Here is a 17596-nt window from a genome sequence, read left to right on the forward strand (position 1 = left end):
CATGGCCGGTCAACCCGGGCCGCTCCGCCCAGCGCGCAGAGGCACGCTACGTGCTCCTGCCGTATCTCGTCCATGTTTGTACAACATGCAACATCAGGGTGCGCAGGGAGGGTGTGACAGAAAACGCAGCCGCGGCGCTGATAGGAGTACGGGCCCGTCCTGCGGACCCGCGGACGGCGGCCGGGGCCTCTCCTGTGGGGGGTGGCGGCCCCGGTCGTCCTCCGGAACGGCCCCGATTGTCACGGCTTCCGCGCCTTGACCGGCATCTTCGCCGGGGCGCCGCCCTTGCGCCCGGCGCCGGGCCCCTTCCGCTCCTTGCCGGGCTTCTCCGCCTTGTGACCCTTCGCCCGCTTCGCCGCCTCGGTGTCCTTCACCGGCTTCGCGGTCGTCTTCCCGGGCGTGGCCGCGCCGCCGCCGTGGACCGCCGGCGGTCGATCCCCGTCCCGGCCCGGAGCCGCGGACGGCGACGCCGTCAACACCGGCGCGGCCGCGATCACCGCCGCGGGTGGAGCCGCCGACCGCCGCGCCCGCGCCCCCCGGTCCGGCTCCGCCGCCGCGACCCCGCCGAGGAGCACCGTCGCCGCGAGCCCGAGCGCCGCCGCCCGCACCGCTCCCCCGCCCCGGCCCGTACGCGGCCGCCAGTCGTCCCGGCGGCGGGTCCGGCGCGCGGTGTGCAGTCCCGCGTCGCGCGCCTCCCGGAACGCCGCCCGGGCCCTCGCCTCGGCCTCCGGGTCGATCCCGCCCGCGCCCCGCACCGATGCCGCCCACGCCTCCACCGGCCGCCGTGCCCGTCTCATGTCGTCGCTCCGCCCTGTCCCAGTCGTCCGGCGAGTCTCCTCAGCCCCCGGTACGCGGCCGTGCGCACCGCCCCCGCCCGCTTGCCCAGCACCCGCGCCGTCGCCGGTCCGTCCAGCCCCACGACGACCCGCAGCAGCACCGCCTCCGCCTGGTCGCGGGGCAAGCCGCGGATCAGCGCGAGCGCCTGCTGCGTCGACAGCGACTCCAGCGCGGTGGCCGCCGTGTCCTGGCCGTCCGGCAGTTCCAGCACGTGCGGCTCGATGGCCGCCGTCCGCGGTCTTCGGCGCTGCCTGCGCAGGTGGTCCAGCGCGCGGTGCCGGGCGATGGTCGCGGCCCAGCCGCGGAACCCCTGTCCGTCCCCCCGGAACCGCCCCAGGTCCCGCGCGATCTCCAGCCACGCGTCGGCGGCCACGTCCTCGGCGTCCTCGCCGACGAGCCCCCGTAAGTACCCCAGAAGTCCCGGCTGGACCATGCGGTACGCCCGTGCGAAGCCGTCCTCGTCCCCCAGCTGGGCCCGTGCGACGGCCGCGCCCAACTCCGCGTCGTTTCCCCCCATGTCTGAGCCTGCGTACGAACGGCCGGAAGTGTCACAGCCGTGGGCTTTTCTCCGCCGCACGACGCCGCAGGACGCCGCACGACGCCGTACAACGGTTCACCCGCCTCGCGTGTCTACCTCTGGACGCACCGACAACAGCAGCCACAGGAGCAAAAGGTGGGGGACATGAGCCCGAGAGTCAGGGGCGCACGGCGGCGTACGAACGGACGACGGAAGGCCTGGCTCGCCGTGGCCGCCGTCGCGGTGGGCGGCGCCGGCATCGCGGTCGCGGCCGTCGCCGGCGCGCCCGAGGGGAACGCGCCCGTGACCGCCGCGCCGGACGACCGGAGCCGGCCGGTCGCGCAGGCCCACGTCCTGGCCCTCGACGGCGAGGACCCGCGCAAGCGGACCCTGCCGCGCACGGAGACGAAGGCGTACTCGATGCTCGGCGTCTCCTGGACCGACGGCGCCGACACCTTCGACGGCACCGCCCAGGTCCGCACCCGCAGCGCCACGACCGGCACCTGGTCCGCCTGGCGGGACCTCGACTTCGAGACGCGCGCCCCCGAGACGGCCGAGGGCACGTCCGGCGCGCGCGGCGCCTCCGAGCCGCTGTGGGTGGGCCGTTCGGACGGCGTCGAGGTCCGCGTCGTCGCCGCGGACGGCGAGAGGTCCGTACCGAAGGGCCTGCGCATCGACTTCATCGACCCGGGCGAGCCGTTCTACATGGCGAAGCCGTCCGCCACGGCGTCCACGCCCGCGTCCCCGACGCCGTCGCCGTCCTCGGCGCCGTCGACGACACCGGCACCCGTCACGCCGAGCCCTTCGGCCCCGCCGCCGACCCAGACTCCCACCCCGACCCCCACTCCGTCGGCGGCCGAGCCGTCCGTGACTGCAACCGCCACCGCCACGGCCTCGCCGACGGACGGCACGTCACAGGAGCCGAGCCCGACCCCGACGGCCACCGCGACCGACGAGCCGTCGGGTACGCCGTCGCCCACGGCCGAGCCGTCCGCCACGCCGACCCCCACCCCCACCCCGACGCCCTCCCCCACGCAGTCGGCCACCCCGACCCCGAGCCCCACGGCGACCAGCGGCCCGTCGCCGACCGCGAGCCCGCAGCCGACGGTCGTGGCACGCGCCCAGTGGGGAGCGGACGAGTCCCTGGTCGCGGACCCGCCGTCGTACATCAAGAAGGTCGACGCGGTGTTCGTGCACCACACGACCGGCGCGAACGACTACACCTGCGCGGAAGCCCCCGCGATCATCCGCTCGCTCCTCACGTACCACGTGAAGACGCAGGGCTGGAACGACCTCGGCTACAACTTCCTCGTCGACAAGTGCGGCACGGTCTACGAGGGCCGCGCGGGCGGCGTCGCCCGCCCCGTCCAGGGCGCCCACACGTACGGCTTCAACTCGTACTCGTCGGGCATCGCGCTCATCGGCGACTACGAGAACGGCGGCACCCCGACGGCCGCCGCCAAGAAGGCCATCGCCGACATCGCGGCGTGGAAGCTGGGCCTGTACGGCGTGAGCCCGACGGCGAAGGTCACGCTGGTCGCCGCTGCCGACACGGGCGTGTGGAAGGCCGGCCAGTCGGCCACGCTCAACACCGTCTCGGGCCACCGCGACGGTTACGCCACGCTCTGCCCGGGGGCAAACCTGTACTCCGAGCTGCCGACGATCCGTACGGCGGCGGCCGGTTCCGCGTACGCCGCGAAGTAACCGGCCGCACACCGCGGTGCGATGTGGCTCAGCGAGCCACGGCGTACGTCACGAACGCGGTCCAGCTGGAGGGGCTCAGCGCGAGCTGCGGCCCCTCCGGCACCTTGGAGTCACGGACGTGGACGGTGGTGGGGCAGGCGGCGACCTCGACGCAGTCGTCGCCGTCACCGCCGCTGTAGCTCGACTTGTGCCAGGAGAGGGCGACTTCGACGCAGCTGTCACCCGAACCAGTGCTGTAGCTGCTCTTGAACCAGGCCAGTTCTATGGTGGTGCTCATAGCGCTCCTCGCAGTCGCGACAGCAGACCCTTGGAGTCCTCGGGGGTAAGAGCCTGCGCCCGAAGTTTCCCATAGCGCCTTTGGAGCACACTGATCGTTTTCATGTCGGTGATGAACTGGCCGTGCTCCTGCCCCTCGCAGTACGCGAGCCACTGGTGATCCGGGGTCTCAGCCAACTGAAGTGGGCCGTTCAGGCCTGCGTGGAGCCCCCGGCTGAGCGGCATGATCTGGACCTGAACGTTCCTCAGCTCCATGACCTCAAGGATGTGGTCGATCAGCTCACGCGTGACCTCAGGCCCACCAACCTGGTGGTGGAACAGATGCTCTTCCAGAATGAAGCTGAACTGGGTGTTGGGGCGCTCCCAGAGCAGTCGCTGCCGTTCGAGTCGAGCGGCCAGCTTGACCTCGATCTCTTCGTCGCTGAGCGGCGGCACCTCACCTTCGAAGAGGACCTTCGCGTAGGCCTTCGTCTGCAACAGACCTGGCACGACGCGCGGTTCGTACGTGTCCAGCGCGATCGCCTGCGCCTCCAGGTGCGCCCACCGCCGGAACCACGACGCCAACCCCGGCTTCCTGGCCAGGCTCTTGGCCGCCTTCCGCAGTACCCCGAACGCGTCCAGTGCCTGCTCCGCGCGTTCGACGAACTCCGGCGACGGGAGCCTTCTGCCCTGCTCCACCGAGGCGACCAGGCTCGGCGAGTACCGCATCTTCAGGGCCAGCGCTTCCTGAGTGAGGCCCGCGCGCTCGCGGAAGGCCTGGAGGACGGCGCCGAAGGTCTTGAGACTGTCGGACGGTTCGGGTTCCGTGCTGTCTGCCATACCCCGTCATGTTCACAGGGTGCGACGCGTACCGTCCACTCCCCGCACCCGTACAGTCACTCAGCGTACGAGCGCTGTACGGGTGCGGGGCCCGTGGCCTACGGCCTGCTGCTCCAGATCACCTCACGGTCCTCGCCGCGCAGGGCCTTGGCCCGGGCGCAGACGACGAAGCCCGTTCCGGTCGCCGAGTGCAGGGCGAGCGGGAGGCGGCGCTCCCGCCAGGGGGCCTTCAGCCCGGCGTAGTCGAGCATCCGTTCCGCCTCCTCGTGCTCGGCGAGGCGGATCTCGATGCCCTCGTAACGGGTGATCAGCTGAAGGGCGTGGACGCCCTCGAAGAGCAGTTCCAGGGGTTCCGGTCCGGCTCGCAGGAGCAGCTGCGAGTGGCCCACGCCGTACTGCCACACCCGGAAGGTGCGGTCGGAGCGGAACAGGACCGGGTCGGCGTCATGCGAAGGGATTGGGCACCACCTTTCCGTCACGGTAGAAGGTGATCCTGCTCCAGGCGTGCGGCGATTGCGAGATCTTGTACATCTCCCAGCGGGTGAAGCCCTGCGTGGCGCTGCCCGGGTCGATCGTCGCTCCCGTGGCCGCGTAGGACTTCGGGTCGGGGATGCCGTCCAGGTTGACGGAGATCCTGGTGGTGGAGGAGGCGGAGAGATACTCCTCCACCTGCCGGTACCAGATCTTGCTGCCCGGCCATTCCTTGTAGCTGAGCGCGCCGCGTTCCATGGCGAACTCGTCCAGGGCCATGGGGTTGGTGTCGGTGCTCTCCTTGCCGAGGGCGATGTGGTCGCACTCGGCGTTGTGGACGAGGACCGGGGTGCGGCCCGCCAGCACGTAGTAGGTGTGGAGGTCGTCGACGGTCAGGTTGTAGGTGCGGGCGTGCCGGGTGTAGAGGCGGTTGGCGACGACCTGGGCCGTGGACTTGCCGGTGGTCAGCAGCGCGTCACCGGGCTCGAGGGCGCTCGCCTTGACCCAGGCGTCCTTCTTCGTGACCCAGAACGGGTGGTCGTGGGTCGCGGTGAGCTTCCGCGTGCCGTCGCGGGTGGCGACGGACAGCTCGTTGAAGACCTTGTCGTGCTCGGTGACGATGAGGTGGGTGACCTTGCGCGGGCCCGTCGTACCGGTGACGGGGTCCGTGGCGAGGACCTGCTCGCCGGGCCTGACGTCCTCGATGTTCTTGGTGGACGTGCCGTCGCCCATCAGCACCTCGGTGCCGGGCAGGAAGCACTGGCTGCAGCCGCGCCGCAGGTTCATCAGCGCGTCGTACGACCTGGTCAGCAGCCCCATCTTGGAGCGGAAGATGACGTCCTGCATGAGCTGGGCGCACGCTTCGAGGTCGTACTTCTCGGCGCAGTCCTCCAGCTGGCCGATGCCGATGAGGTCCTTCTCCAGCTCCCACAGCTGCTTCGCCGCGGCCTCCCACGCGGGTGCGGCGAGCAGGATCTCGCACATCACCTCGTTGTGCTGGCACCAGCGGCTGGGGTTGTCGTAGGCCTCGCAGCCGAAGTACGGGCAGCGGTACTGCTCGCGGGCGATGGCCCCGGGGTCGTTCGCGGCCGCCTCCTTGGCGGCGGCGAGTTCCTTGCGGCGGGCCTCCTCCTCGGCCCTGATCTTCGCGACGGCGGTCTTGAAGGCGTCGAGGGCCGCCTGTTCGGCCAGGGCGGCGTCCTTGCCCGCGGCGATGGCCGAGGCGCGGGCCTGGTCGGCCGCGACCCAGGCGCTGGCCGCGTAGTTGCGGGCCGTCTCCGCCGACATGGAGGCGTCGGACGCCGAGCGGGCGGCGTTGCGGGCGGCGCGTTCGGCGTCGGCCGCGGCGGCGCGGGCGGTCTTCGCGGACTGGGCGGCGGCCGCCGCCGAGGCCTCGGCCTCCAGGGCGGACTTCTTCGCCGCGTCCGCGTGGTTCTGCGCGGTCGTCGCGTGGGTGGAGGCCTGCTGGGCGTAGTACGCCGCGTCTTCGGAGGCCTGGCGGGCGAGAGCGGCGACCCGGGCGGCCTCGGCCGCGTTCATCTGGGCGGTCGCCGCGACGGACGCCGCTTCGGAGATCAGCTGGGAGACCTGGGAGATGTGCGTGGCCGCCAGCAGGTCCTTGCGCTTGGCGGTGTGCTGCCCGGACGTGACGAACGCGTGCAGCTCGTGGCGCGGGCCCTCGACGGCGATCCGGGCCGCGGCCTGGACCTCGGGGCCGCCCGTGTTGATGAGGCTGCCGGCGACGACGCGTTCGTCGTCCTCGCGGGCGGAGTGCTGGCCCGTGGCGAGGAACGCGCGGTAGGCGTCGGTCGTGGCGGCGTCCAGGGCGGCGCTGCCGGCCGCGCGGACGCCGGGGCCGCCCTCGTTCATGACGCGGGTGACCTCGACGCGCAGCTCCTCGGCGGCCGCCTGGTACTGGCCGGTGGTGAGGAACGTGGTGATGGTGGCGGCGTCACCCTGGAGGGCGGTCTCGGCCGCCGTGCGGACCGGCTTGATCGGGTTGTCGAGAGCGGTGCGCTCGACGAGGGTCCGCTCGTCCTCCTGACCGGCCTCCTTCCAGCGGGTGCGGACGTACGCGAGCATCGCGTCGTCCGTGCCGCGCAGGGCGGCCTCGGCGGCGGCCCGGCTCCACGGCCCGCCGTCCTTCATGACGAGGACGGCCAGGGCGCGGCCCTTGGCGAGCACGGTCGCCGTGTCGGCGCCGGGGGCGTTGGCCTCCTGGGCGAGCTGCTGGGCCTGCGCGAGCCGGTCCTTGGCCTGCTGGACGTCCTGTGCCCGGGTGGCCTCGCGCTTGTCGTCGGCCTCCTTGAGGTCACGGGCGCGGGCGATGCCCGCGTTGGTGCGGGCGAGCAGCTGGGCCGCCTCGACCTCGCGGGCGATGTCGAAGGTGGTCTTCGCCCTGGTGGACGCGGCGGTCGCGACGTTGGCGGCCTCCTGCGCGGCGTTCGCGTGCTCGGTCGCCTTGGCGGCGGCGGTGCTGGCGTCCACGGCGCTGTCGGCGGCCTGGTTGGCGGCCGTCGCGGCGTTGCGGGCGTGGGTCGCGGCGGAGCGGGCGGCGTCGCGGGAGTCGGCCGCCGCTGCCGCCGCCTTGTTGGCGAGGGCGACGGCGGCGTTGGCGGCGCGGTTGGCCTCGTCCGCGTGGCGGCGGGCGGAGGCGGCGGCGGCGCGGGCCTCGGCGGCGCGGGCGTCGCTCTGGTCGGCGTAGTTGCTGGCCGTGATCGCCGCGTTGGCCGCGGCGTTGGCGTTGCCCGTGGCGCTGATGGCCTCCTTGGCGGCGACGCCGGCGGCGGTCGCCGCGACGCTCGCCTGGTTGGCGGCGTCGGCGCCCTTGTCGGCGGCGTCGGCCGCGGCGTTCGCGGCCTGGGCGGCCTCGCGGGCCTTCTGGGCCTGGGCGGCGTCGGTGGCGGCGGCCGCGGCGGCGTGGCGGGCGCGGGACGCGGCCTGGGCGGCGCCCGCGGCGGCGGAGGCGGCCTGGGCGGCGGCGTTCGCGGCGAGGCGGGCCGAGTTGTTGGCCGCGCTGGCCGCGTCGATGGCCTGCTGGGCGGCCTTGGCGGCGCCGTTGGCGGCGGCGGCCGCCTCGGCGGCCTTGGTGGCGGCGAGCTTCGAGTCCTGGCCGGCCGCGGCGCTCTCCGCGGCGGCCTTCTCGGCGGCCTCCTTGGCGGCGGCGGCCGCCTGGATGGCGCGCGCCGACGCCTCCTTGGCGGCGGCCGTCTGGGCGGCCGCCTGGGCGCCCGCCTCCTTGGCCTGTGCCGCGAGCTGGGCGACGGTGGCGCGCTCCTGGTCGCGGGAGCGGGCGACGAACTGGCCGACCTGCAGGAACTCCCGTACGTCGTCGGCGGTTCCGCTCAGCGCGATGTCCCCGGCGGCCCGGACGTTGGTGCCGCCGGTGCTCATGATCTGGAGGACCTGGAAGCGCTCGTCCTCCTCGCGGGCCACGTACTGGCCGGCGTTGAGGAACTTCCGTACGTCATCGGGCGTGCCGCTCAGGGCGGCGTTGCCCGCCGCCTTCACGGCACGGCCGCCGGCCGCCATGATCTGGGCGGTCCAGACCCGCTCGTCCTCCTGGAGCGGGGCCTGCCAGCCGAAGGTGAGGAACTTGACCAGGTCGTCCGGGTCCCCGGCCAGGGCGGCGCGGGCCGCGGCGCCGGTGGCCCGGCCACCCATGCTGATCAGCCGGCCGGCGGTGACCCGGTCGTCGTCGGCCATGCGGGCGCCCGCCACGGCGAGGAACGCGCGTACGTCCGCGTCGGTCCCGCCGAGGGCGGCCTCGGCGGCGGCCTTGACGCCGGGCCCGCCCTTCTTCCACATCGCCACGACCCGGCCGCGCTCGGCGGGGGTGACGGGCGTGGTCTCGGCGGTGGTGGCGACCGCCGTCGGGGCGAGCGCGGCGGCGGGGGCGGCGGGGGCGAGGAGGGTGGTCAGGACCACCAGCGGCAGCACGGACGGGCACAGGGCACGCGCGGCCTGCTTCAGCCGCCCGCCCCGTCTCGTCGCGCCCCGGTTCGGAATGCGTATCAACGAAGTGACTCACTTCTGACGTCGACATCTGGACGAGGAAGGGGCGAGTCGCACGGAACGGGAAGGAACGGCGATGTCCTCCCAGTCCCCCCACAAGGTCACGTGCCGGTCCGACACCTGACAGAGGCGGGTGAAATCACGTCAACTGCCTTGTGGGCAAGAGACTTTCAGGCCATGTGGTGACCTCCCCTTCAAGGGGCGCACTGTACTCCGTGGGGCCCGCGATGATCGACGGTGATAATGCGCGGGTGACGAACCTTCCCGTACCTCTGCCCGCCGAGGAGATACCGCCCGGCACCGCCGCCTGGCGGTCCGCCGACGCGGGGCGCTGGCTCTCCGCCGTGCCCGCGCGGTGGGCACACCCGCTGTTCGCGCTGCTGGCACTGGTGGTGACCGCGGTGTGGTCCCTGGGGATGGAGCCCGCCGCGCCCTGCACGGCCGCCGAGCCGTGCGCGGTGGACTGGCCGGGCCTCGGCGCCGCCGTGCTGGCCGTGCTGACCTGCTACTGGCTCTGGCGGCAGCCCCGGCTCGCGCTGGCCGGGCTCGGCCTGCTGGTCGCGGGCACCGCGCTGGACGGCGGGTTCTCGGAGGTGCTGGCCCAGCCCGCGTACCTGGCCCTGCTGATCGCCGTCGGGTACGCGGCGGCCACCCTGGCGCACCGGATCGCCGCGGCCGCGCGGCAGCGGGCGCTGGCCCAGGAGGCGGCGGGGCGGACGGTGCACCCGCTGCCGGAGGCGGCCCGGTCGTTCCGGCGCGGGCGGGTGTCGATGGTGCTCGGCGCGCTGGCGCTGGCGGCCGGCGGGTTCGGGATCGTCCAGGCACAGGGCGTCGTCGACGCGTACGAGGAGCGGGCGGCCCGGCTCACGCCCGTCACGGCCGAGGTCACGAAGGCCGAGGAGAACGACGACGAGGTCACCGTCCTCACGCTGGCCGTGGAGCGGCACGGCACGCGCACCGTCGAGACCGCGTACCCGGAGGACTTCCCCGTGGGCGCCCGGGTCGACGTGCTCGCCGAAGGCGACTGGGTGCGGCTGGTGGCCGAGCCGTACGACATCACCGACTGGGAGATGCTCGCGCTGGCCGGGTCCGTGGTGGGCCTGGCGTTCCTGGCGAACGGCGTGGACGGGCGGACGCGTTCGCAGCGGCTGCGGCGCGGGCCGCTGCCGGTGCTGCGGGTGCTGGTGCGCGAGGACGACGAGGACGGGCGTACGTGGGTGTACGCGGCGGACGACCTGAAGGGCGAGCGTCCGCTGCTGCACTTCCACTCCCTGTACTCGTTCGAGGACGACGAGGACGAAGAGGACGAGGACGAGGACGAGGACGAGGACGAGGACGAAGAGGACGAGGAAGAGGAGAACGCGGAGGGCGCCGCGAAGGCGTTCGACGAGGTCGCGGCCATCCTCAAGGGAGAGGCGCCTCCGGAGCCGCTGCGCGAGGCCGTCCTGTACGGCCTGCCGTACGCCGGCGCCGAGGTCGTCTTCACCGCACGGGACGACGAGGAGGCGGACGAGGTCTCCGTCGAGTGCAGCGTGACGCGGGTCCGGCCCGCGACGCCCGGGCGCACAGCACCTCGCCGCACCGCGCGCCGGTCCGTGGAGGCGGTCGCCGCCGGGATGGTGCCGGGTGCGGAGCCCCGGGTGTGGTCGGCGCACGGCTGGTCCCGCGTGGTGGGGCTGGTCCTGCTGCTGGTGCAGGGCGGCGGGATGTGGGCCGTCCTCGACGACGGCTTCTCGTGGCACTGGCTGCTGCTGGTGGTGGGCCTGCCGTGGCTGGTGACGGCCGTGTCCACGGCGCTCAACTGGCGGGTCACCGCCGACCGCGACGGGCTGTGGATCGCCGGGGGCTGGCGGGTGCGGCACGTGCCGTGGGACCGGGTCCTGGAGGTCCGGCACGGCCAGGACGGGATCCACGTGAGCCGCGTGAAGGACTCGGAGATCGACCTGTCGCCGGTCGGGTGGGCGTGGCTGGAGCGACGGCTGGGCCGCGAGCCGTACGGGGAGCGGGTCGCCGAGGAGGTCCGGGCGCTGGCGCATCGGCCGGACCTGCGGCCGGCGGAGGACGCCCACGCCGGGCAGCAGGGCATGCCGTTGGGACCCCTGGTGGTGGTGGGGTCGGTGGTGTGGGGGTTGGTGGTGTTGGTGCTGTTCTGAGGGGTGCGGCGCGGGGCGGCGGCGCAGCGCCGCCGCTACGACGTGCGGGCGCGGCGGGAGACGACCGCCTGCAGGATGCGGCTGCCCTCCGCCGAGAGGTCCAGCGCGCGCCGGAGCCCCAGCGTGGCCCCGTCCGCCAGGATCTCCAGGACCCGCACCTGGCGGCGCAGTTCGCCGGCGGCCAGCGGGCCGACGCCCTCGGGCTCGCCGCGCCGGCACCGGTCGAGGACCTCCGCGAGGTCCGGCGACGGCGCGGCGCACAGCCGGTGGTGGATCTCCAGCGCGGCCAGCGAGCACACGTCCGCCCAGTCGCGCAGCGGCCCGGCCGCCCACTCGGCGGGCGCGGCGCCCAGCATCTTGCGTACGAGCGCGGCCGACTCGTCGTCGGCCGGAGCCGACGCGCCGGCCTCGGCCGCGGCCCTGGCCTCTTCGAGGCGCCCGGCCCAGTCCTGACCGCCGCGCGCCACGCCGACCCACAGGGGCCGCAGCGGCTCGGCGGCCTCCGGGGCCAGCAGGGGCAGGCAGCGGTCCAGGCAGGCAAGCGCCGAGGCGGCCAGCCCCCGCTCGTCGGCCCGCTCCATCAGTTCCACCAGGCTCGGGGTCGTGCTCGGACTCATGGACGTCTCCCGTCGCGGTCGCGGTACTCCCCTTACTGCGCCGCCTGGCGGAAAAACATCACTTGCCGTGTCCTGAACTATCCACTGAGCGAGACGTACACAAGTTCCCCCAAGTTCTGTTACATTCTGCGCACATCAGACCCGCGCTGCGGGCCCGCTTCACCCCCGGGCGGGCCCGCGCGCGTTCTTCCTCACCGTTCCAGGGTGTTCGCCAGGTTCCTGAAGTCGGCCCAGGCGAGGGACGGTTTGCGGGGGTCCCACACCTTCTGCGCCAGCGCCCGCAGCGGCAGCCGGATGCCGCGCGCCACCTGGTCCTGGGTCTGGGCGTTCGCCCGGTCGCACCAGATCGCGAACCGGCCACCCAGGATCTGGCCGGAATAACGCGCCGGGACCGCCCGTGAGCCGCGCAGGACGAGCGGCGTCCACTCCTCGTAGATCGCGCGGCCGGTGGGGTACGTGAACCGGTTCGGCTGACCGAGCACGTAATAGAGGTACGCGTCGTTGACGTTGACCACCTTGCGGCCCTCGCGCAGGTACTCGTCCGGCTGCCGCGCGCCCAGCTCCCTGCCGGTCCAGTACTCCACCTCGACGCCCTTGTCGGCCGCCACCACGCCGCCACGGAAGAACCCGTCGTTCCACGCCTTGGGGCGCTTGCCCGCGGCCCGCACCACGGCCGCGCGGTCGTTGAGCCAGCCCGTCGCCAGGTCCTGGACGCGGGCTCCGGAGCCGTACTTCCGGCGGGCCTCGGCCGCCAGACCCGGGTACGAGGCCTCGGGGTTCTCCGCCATCAGTGCCCGGTACTCGTCGGCGCCGATGTGGAAGTACGCGCCCGGGAACAGCGCCGCGTACTCGCGCAGCAGCTCGTCGACCAGCCGCGCCGACGCCGGGTTCGCGATGTCGATCGCGCCCTGCGCCACCGTGCCGCGCGCGTTGCGCAGCCGCAGTGCGGGGTGGGCGGCCAGGACGGCGCCCAGGTGGCCGGGCGAGTCGATCTCGGGCACGACCGTGATGTGCAGGGACCGGGCGAGGGCCAGGATGCGGCGCACCTCGGCCTTGGTGAGGTGCTGTCGCGCCACCACTTCGGGGTGGGTCGACGACTCGATACGGAAGGCCTGGTCGTTGGAGAAGTGCAGGCCCAGCTGGTTGAGCTTCAGGTCGGCCATCTCGCGCAGCCGCGCCTCCAGCCAGGCGGCGGTGAAGTGCTTGCGGGCGATGTCGACCATGAGGCCGCGCTGAGGGCGGGCCGGGCGGTCCCGGACGACACCCTCGGGCACGGAGCCGCCCGAGCGGAGCGCCTGCTTGACGGTACGGGTGCCGTAGAACGCGCCGGCCTCGTCCGGGGCGGTGATGCGGACGCGGCCGGCGGTGGTGGTGATCGTGTACGACTCGGGGCCGCCGGCTTGGCCGCGGTTCAGGGCCAGCTCGATGTCGCCCTCGCGGGCCCCGGCGGCCGAACGGTGGGTGAGCTTCAGTTCGCGGGCGAGGAGGCGGGCCTCGTCGTCCAGCGCGGCGCTGCCGGGGGCGGTGACGACGGCGCTGGTCTTCGTGGGGCGCCAGCCGGGGCCCCGCGCGGGGGTGTGGTCACGGACGGCGGGGATGGTGCGGGGGGTGGTGGAGAGGGGGTGGGTCCGGGTGGGCGTGGGCGTCGGGGTGGGGCTGGGGCGTGGACTGACGCTGGGAGTGGGCGCGGCCGGGGTGGGCGCGGGGGCGCCGTCGGAGCCGCACCCGGCGAGGAGCAACAGGAACGCTCCGGCCGTGAAGCCCACGGCGGAACGGCGGTACAGCGCAGCGAAGCCCCCAGTGGAACCGGCACGGTGCCGGCGGGGTCGTCTCTCTCGTATCTCCACGCGCCTACCTCCCAGGGCCCGGTTCGGGCTCGGGTGCGTCTATTCACCGGCTCGAAACTCTGCCTTCCGAGTGAAATCCGGAAAGCCTTCGAACCGAGCTTGCTCACCCTCGGTAACGTCGTGCACCTTCCCTCACATCCTTCGCACACCTTCCGCAAACCGCTGACCCGTTCGAGGAGCCCACGCTGTCCAGCGAATCCGCCTCCGGAACTCCGAAGACCTTCAGCGCCACCGCCGCCATACCGGTCCAGAACCGCGGGCCCCGCCCCCTGGACGCCCTGGTGATGTTCAACGCCGCACCCGCCGAGGCGGCGGAAACCTCTCTGCTGGCCTGCTGCGGCAGCCGCCGCTGGGCGCAGCGGGTCGCCGCGCACCGCCCGTACCCGGCGCTCGACGCCCTGCTGGCCGCCGCCGACGAGGCGGGGTACGACCTGTCGGGCGCCGACCTGGACGAGGCCCTGGGTGACGAGGCCGCCCCCGCGCTGCCGCCCGGCACCTCCACGGCGGCCCACACCGCGCTGCGGGCCGCGCACGACGCGTACGAGGGGCGGTTCGGGCACGCGTTCGTGATCTGCCTCGACGGGTTCCGGCCGGACGAGCACGTCGATCAGGTGCTCGGGGGCATCCGGGCCCGGCTCGGGAACGAACCGGACGAGGAGCGGGCCGTCGCCGCCGACGAACTCCGCCGTCTCGCCCGCGCCCGACTTGCCCGGCTTATGGGGAAGGTGGACGATTCGGGAGTCGCGGATAGCCCGACCGTGGCAGTTTGATTGCCTGTTTGATCACACCTATGGACCCCGCGCGAGGGAACCGACAAGTCGTCGCTACCATGACCGGGGCCGGTGGACCGTACCCGGCCGGGTCCGACCGACAGAGAAGCCGGCCGACCCCAATCCCGCTCCCGGAGGGTTTTTCCGTGCCGGCTGGAACGCTGTACCGCGGCCGGGAAGGCATGTGGTCGTGGGTGGCTCATCGAGTCACCGGCGTCCTCATCTTCTTCTTCCTGTTCGTACACGTACTGGACACCGCTCTCGTCCGCGTCTCGCCCGAGGCCTACGACGACGTCGTGGCGACGTACAAGACGCCGATCGTCGCGCTGCTGGAGTACGGCCTCGTCGCCGCCATCCTCTTCCACGCGCTCAACGGCCTTCGCGTCATCGCCGTGGACTTCTGGTCCAAGGGCCCCCGCTACCAGAAGCACATGCTCTGGACCGTGATGGGCCTGTGGATCGTGCTGATGGCGGGCGCCATCTACCCCGTCCTCGGCCACGCCGCACGTGAACTGTTCGGGAGCTGACGCCACACATGTCTGCTGACCTCACCAAGGCCGCCGTGAGCCCCGTCGAGGGCGTGAGCCTGTACGACGTCGACAACCCGGCCCCGCTCATCGAGCCGCCCCGCAAGCGGACCAAGAAGACCCCGCGCTCGACCCGCGGCAACTTCGAGATGGCCGCGTGGCTCTTCATGCGCCTCTCGGGCATCGTGCTCGTCGTCCTCGTCATCGGCCACCTGCTGATCCAGCTCGTGCTGGACGGCGGCGTCTCCAAGATCGGCTTCGCCTTCGTGGCCGGCCGCTGGGCGTCCCCGTTCTGGCAGGTCTGGGACCTGCTGATGCTGTGGCTGGCCATGCTGCACGGCGCGAACGGCCTGCGTACCGTCATCAACGACTACGCCGAGCGCCCGAACACGCGCCTGTGGCTCAAGGGCCTGCTGTACACCGCCACGGTGTTCACCATCCTTCTGGGCACGCTGGTGATCTTCACCTTCGACCCGAACATCCGCTAGGCACGGGGCTGAGGTAATCCACTCATGAAGATCCACAAGTACGACACCGTCATCGTCGGCGCCGGTGGCGCGGGCATGCGCGCCGCCATCGAGGCGACGAAGCGCAGCCGTACCGCCGTGCTGACGAAGCTCTACCCGACCCGCTCCCACACGGGCGCCGCGCAGGGCGGCATGGCCGCCGCGCTGGCCAACGTGGAGGAGGACAACTGGGAGTGGCACACCTTCGACACGGTCAAGGGCGGTGACTACCTGGTCGACCAGGACGCCGCCGAGATCCTGGCGAAGGAGGCCATCGACGCCGTCCTCGACCTGGAGAAGATGGGTCTGCCGTTCAACCGGACCCCGGACGGCACCATCGACCAGCGCCGCTTCGGCGGTCACAGCCGCAACCACGGCGAGGCCCCGGTCCGCCGGTCCTGCTACGCCGCGGACCGCACCGGCCACATGATCCTCCAGACGCTGTACCAGAACTGCGTCAAGGAGGGCGTGGAGTTCTTCAACGAGTTCTACGTCCTCGACCAGCTGATCACGGAGGAGAACGGCGTCAAGAAGTCCGCCGGTGTGGTCGCCTACGAGCTGGCCACCGGCGAGATCCACATCTTCCAGGCGAAGGCCGTCATCTACGCCTCGGGCGGCTGCGGCAAGTTCTTCAAGGTGACGTCGAACGCGCACACCCTCACCGGTGACGGCCAGGCCGCCGTCTACCGGCGCGGTCTGCCGCTGGAGGACATGGAGTTCTTCCAGTTCCACCCGACGGGCATCTGGCGCATGGGCATCCTCCTCACCGAGGGCGCCCGCGGCGAGGGCGGCATCCTCCGCAACAAGGACGGCGAGCGCTTCATGGAGAAGTACGCGCCCGTCATGAAGGACCTCGCCTCGCGCGACGTCGTCTCGCGCTCCATCTACACGGAGATCCGCGAGGGCCGCGGCTGCGGTCCCGAGGGCGACCACGTCTTCCTCGACCTGACGCACCTGCCGCCGGAGCAGCTGGACGCCAAGCTCCCGGACATCACCGAGTTCGCCCGTACGTACCTCGGCATCGAGCCGTACACGGACCCGATCCCGATCCAGCCGACCGCGCACTACGCGATGGGCGGCATCCCGACGAACGTCGAGGGTGAGGTCCTGGCGGACAACACCACCGTCGTCCCGGGTCTGTACGCCGCCGGCGAGGTCGCCTGCGTCTCCGTCCACGGCGCCAACCGCCTGGGCACCAACTCGCTGCTGGACATCAACGTGTTCGGCCGCCGCGCCGGCATCGCCGCCGCCGAGTACTCGGCCGAGCACGACTACGTCGAGCTGCCGGAGAACCCGGCCGCGCTCGTCGAGGAGCAGGTCGAGCGGCTGCGCAACTCCACGGGCAACGAGCGGGTCGCCGAGCTGCGCCGTGAGCTCCAGGAGACGATGGACGCCAACGTGATGGTGTTCCGCACGGAGCAGACGATCAAGACCGCGGTCGAGAAGATCGCCGAGCTGCGCGAGCGCTACAAGAACGTCGCGATCCAGGACAAGGGCAAGCGGTTCAACACCGACCTGCTGGAGGCCATCGAGCTGGGCAACCTGCTCGACCTGGCCGAGGTCATGGCCGTCTCCGCGCTGGCCCGCAAGGAGTCCCGCGGCGGTCACTACCGCGAGGACTACCCGAACCGCGACGACGTCAACTTCATGCGCCACACCATGGCGTACCGCGAGGTCGGCGACGACGGCACCGAGACCGTCCGTCTCGACTACAAGCCGGTCGTCCAGACCCGCTACCAGCCGATGGAGCGTAAGTACTGATGGCTACCCCGACCCTGGAGAAGGCGGACGCGACGGCCGCCGCCTCCCCGTACATCACGGTCACCTTCCGGATCCGCCGGTTCAACCCGGAGGTCTCCGACGAGGCCCAGTGGCAGGACTTCCAGGTCGAGATCGACCCGAAGGAGCGTGTCCTCGACGGTCTCCACAAGATCAAGTGGGATGTCGACGGCTCGCTGACCTTCCGCCGCTCCTGCGCCCACGGCATCTGCGGCTCCGACGCGATGCGGATCAACGGCAAGAACAGGCTCGCCTGCAAGACGCTGATCAAGGACATCAACCCGGACAAGCCGATCACGGTCGAGCCCATCAAGGGCATGACGGTCCTCAAGGACCTGGTCGTGGACATGGAGCCGTTCTTCCAGGCGTACCGGGACGTCATGCCGTTCCTCATCACGTCCGGCAACGAGCCGACGCGTGAGCGCCTGCAGACGGCGGAGGACCGGGAGCGCTTCGACGACACGACGAAGTGCATCCTCTGCGCCGCCTGCACCTCGTCGTGCCCGGTGTTCTGGAACGACGGCCAGTACTTCGGCCCGGCCGCGATCGTGAACGCGCACCGCTTCATCTTCGACAGCCGTGACGAGGCGGGCGAGCAGCGCCTGGAGATCCTCAACGACAAGGACGGTGTGTGGCGCTGCCGCACCACGTTCAACTGCACGGACGCCTGCCCGCGTGGTATCGAGGTCACGAAGGCGATCCAGGAGGTCAAGCGAGCGCTGATCACGCGCCGCTACTGACCCGTCCCGCGCCGGGGCC

Annotated in this window: 15 protein-coding genes; 7 read left to right on the forward strand and 8 right to left on the reverse strand. The window is 72.5% G+C overall.

What is annotated here, in order from left to right:
* Positions 1–239 precede the first annotated feature (239 nt).
* Positions 240–797: a hypothetical protein gene (locus ABEB09_RS11665; protein ID WP_345689819.1), complete on the reverse strand. Its 558-nt coding sequence runs from the start codon at positions 795–797 to the stop codon at positions 240–242.
* On the reverse strand, positions 794–1354 hold the full coding sequence (locus ABEB09_RS11670; protein WP_345689821.1) for an RNA polymerase sigma factor: 561 nt from the start codon (positions 1352–1354) through the stop codon (positions 794–796). The genes ABEB09_RS11665 and ABEB09_RS11670 overlap by 4 nt, the downstream gene beginning before the upstream one ends.
* 165 nt (positions 1355–1519) lie before the next feature.
* On the opposite strand from ABEB09_RS11670, the gene ABEB09_RS11675 reads away from it, so the two are divergent.
* Entirely contained in the window at positions 1520–3058 is a 1539-nt protein-coding gene (locus tag ABEB09_RS11675) for a peptidoglycan recognition protein family protein (RefSeq protein ID WP_345689823.1), read from the forward strand.
* 28 nt (positions 3059–3086) lie between these two features.
* Here ABEB09_RS11675 and ABEB09_RS11680 read toward each other — a convergent pair whose 3' ends face one another.
* The 4 genes from ABEB09_RS11680 to ABEB09_RS11695 form a co-directional block, all read right to left on the reverse strand.
* Positions 3087–3335: a DUF397 domain-containing protein gene (locus ABEB09_RS11680; RefSeq protein WP_345689825.1), complete on the reverse strand. Its 249-nt coding sequence runs from the start codon at positions 3333–3335 to the stop codon at positions 3087–3089.
* Positions 3332–4153 (reverse strand): helix-turn-helix domain-containing protein, encoded by an 822-nt coding sequence (locus ABEB09_RS11685; RefSeq protein ID WP_345689826.1) that lies wholly within the window; start codon positions 4151–4153, stop codon positions 3332–3334. The genes ABEB09_RS11680 and ABEB09_RS11685 overlap by 4 nt, the downstream gene beginning before the upstream one ends.
* A 98-nt stretch (positions 4154–4251) precedes the next feature.
* The gene (locus ABEB09_RS11690; protein WP_345689827.1) at positions 4252–4632 is read right to left on the reverse strand and encodes a hypothetical protein; all 381 of its coding nucleotides are present in this window, start codon (positions 4630–4632) and stop codon (positions 4252–4254) included.
* Positions 4598–8641 carry a polymorphic toxin-type HINT domain-containing protein gene (locus tag ABEB09_RS11695; protein ID WP_345689828.1) on the reverse strand — a complete coding sequence of 1348 codons (4044 nt, stop codon included), beginning with the start codon at positions 8639–8641 and terminating at the stop codon, positions 4598–4600. The genes ABEB09_RS11690 and ABEB09_RS11695 overlap by 35 nt, the downstream gene beginning before the upstream one ends.
* Positions 8642–8865: 224 nt before the next feature.
* Between ABEB09_RS11695 and ABEB09_RS11700 the strand changes: the two genes are divergently transcribed.
* Positions 8866–10791, forward strand: a complete 1926-nt coding sequence (locus ABEB09_RS11700) for a hypothetical protein (RefSeq protein WP_345689829.1) — start codon at positions 8866–8868, stop codon at positions 10789–10791.
* Positions 10792–10826: 35 nt separating this feature from the next.
* On the opposite strand, the gene ABEB09_RS11705 is transcribed toward ABEB09_RS11700, so the two are convergent.
* Positions 10827–11408: a hypothetical protein gene (locus ABEB09_RS11705; RefSeq protein WP_345689830.1), complete on the reverse strand. Its 582-nt coding sequence runs from the start codon at positions 11406–11408 to the stop codon at positions 10827–10829.
* Between the two features lie 191 nt (positions 11409–11599).
* Positions 11600–13174, reverse strand: coding sequence for a beta-N-acetylhexosaminidase (locus ABEB09_RS11710; protein WP_345689831.1), 1575 nt, complete (start codon positions 13172–13174; stop codon positions 11600–11602).
* 320 nt (positions 13175–13494) lie between these two features.
* On the opposite strand from ABEB09_RS11710, the gene ABEB09_RS11715 reads away from it, so the two are divergent.
* From ABEB09_RS11715 to ABEB09_RS11735, 5 genes are all read left to right on the forward strand, one after another.
* The gene (locus tag ABEB09_RS11715; RefSeq protein ID WP_380842445.1) at positions 13495–14025 is read left to right on the forward strand and encodes a 2-oxo-4-hydroxy-4-carboxy-5-ureidoimidazoline decarboxylase; all 531 of its coding nucleotides are present in this window, start codon (positions 13495–13497) and stop codon (positions 14023–14025) included.
* Between the two features lie 146 nt (positions 14026–14171).
* Positions 14172–14552, forward strand: a complete 381-nt coding sequence (gene sdhC / locus ABEB09_RS11720; RefSeq protein ID WP_345689833.1) for a succinate dehydrogenase, cytochrome b556 subunit — start codon at positions 14172–14174, stop codon at positions 14550–14552.
* Between the two features lie 8 nt (positions 14553–14560).
* Positions 14561–15040, forward strand: a complete 480-nt coding sequence (locus ABEB09_RS11725; RefSeq protein ID WP_345689834.1) for a succinate dehydrogenase hydrophobic membrane anchor subunit — start codon at positions 14561–14563, stop codon at positions 15038–15040.
* A 24-nt stretch (positions 15041–15064) separates the two neighbouring features.
* The gene (gene sdhA / locus ABEB09_RS11730) at positions 15065–16819 is read left to right on the forward strand and encodes a succinate dehydrogenase flavoprotein subunit (protein WP_345689835.1); all 1755 of its coding nucleotides are present in this window, start codon (positions 15065–15067) and stop codon (positions 16817–16819) included.
* Positions 16819–17577 carry a succinate dehydrogenase iron-sulfur subunit gene (locus ABEB09_RS11735; protein WP_345689836.1) on the forward strand — a complete coding sequence of 253 codons (759 nt, stop codon included), beginning with the start codon at positions 16819–16821 and terminating at the stop codon, positions 17575–17577. The genes sdhA and ABEB09_RS11735 overlap by 1 nt, the downstream gene beginning before the upstream one ends.
* The last annotated feature ends 19 nt before the right edge of the window (positions 17578–17596 follow it).

This window comes from Streptomyces coeruleoprunus (genome assembly GCF_039542925.1).
Lineage (GTDB): Bacteria > Actinomycetota > Actinomycetes > Streptomycetales > Streptomycetaceae > Streptomyces > Streptomyces coeruleoprunus.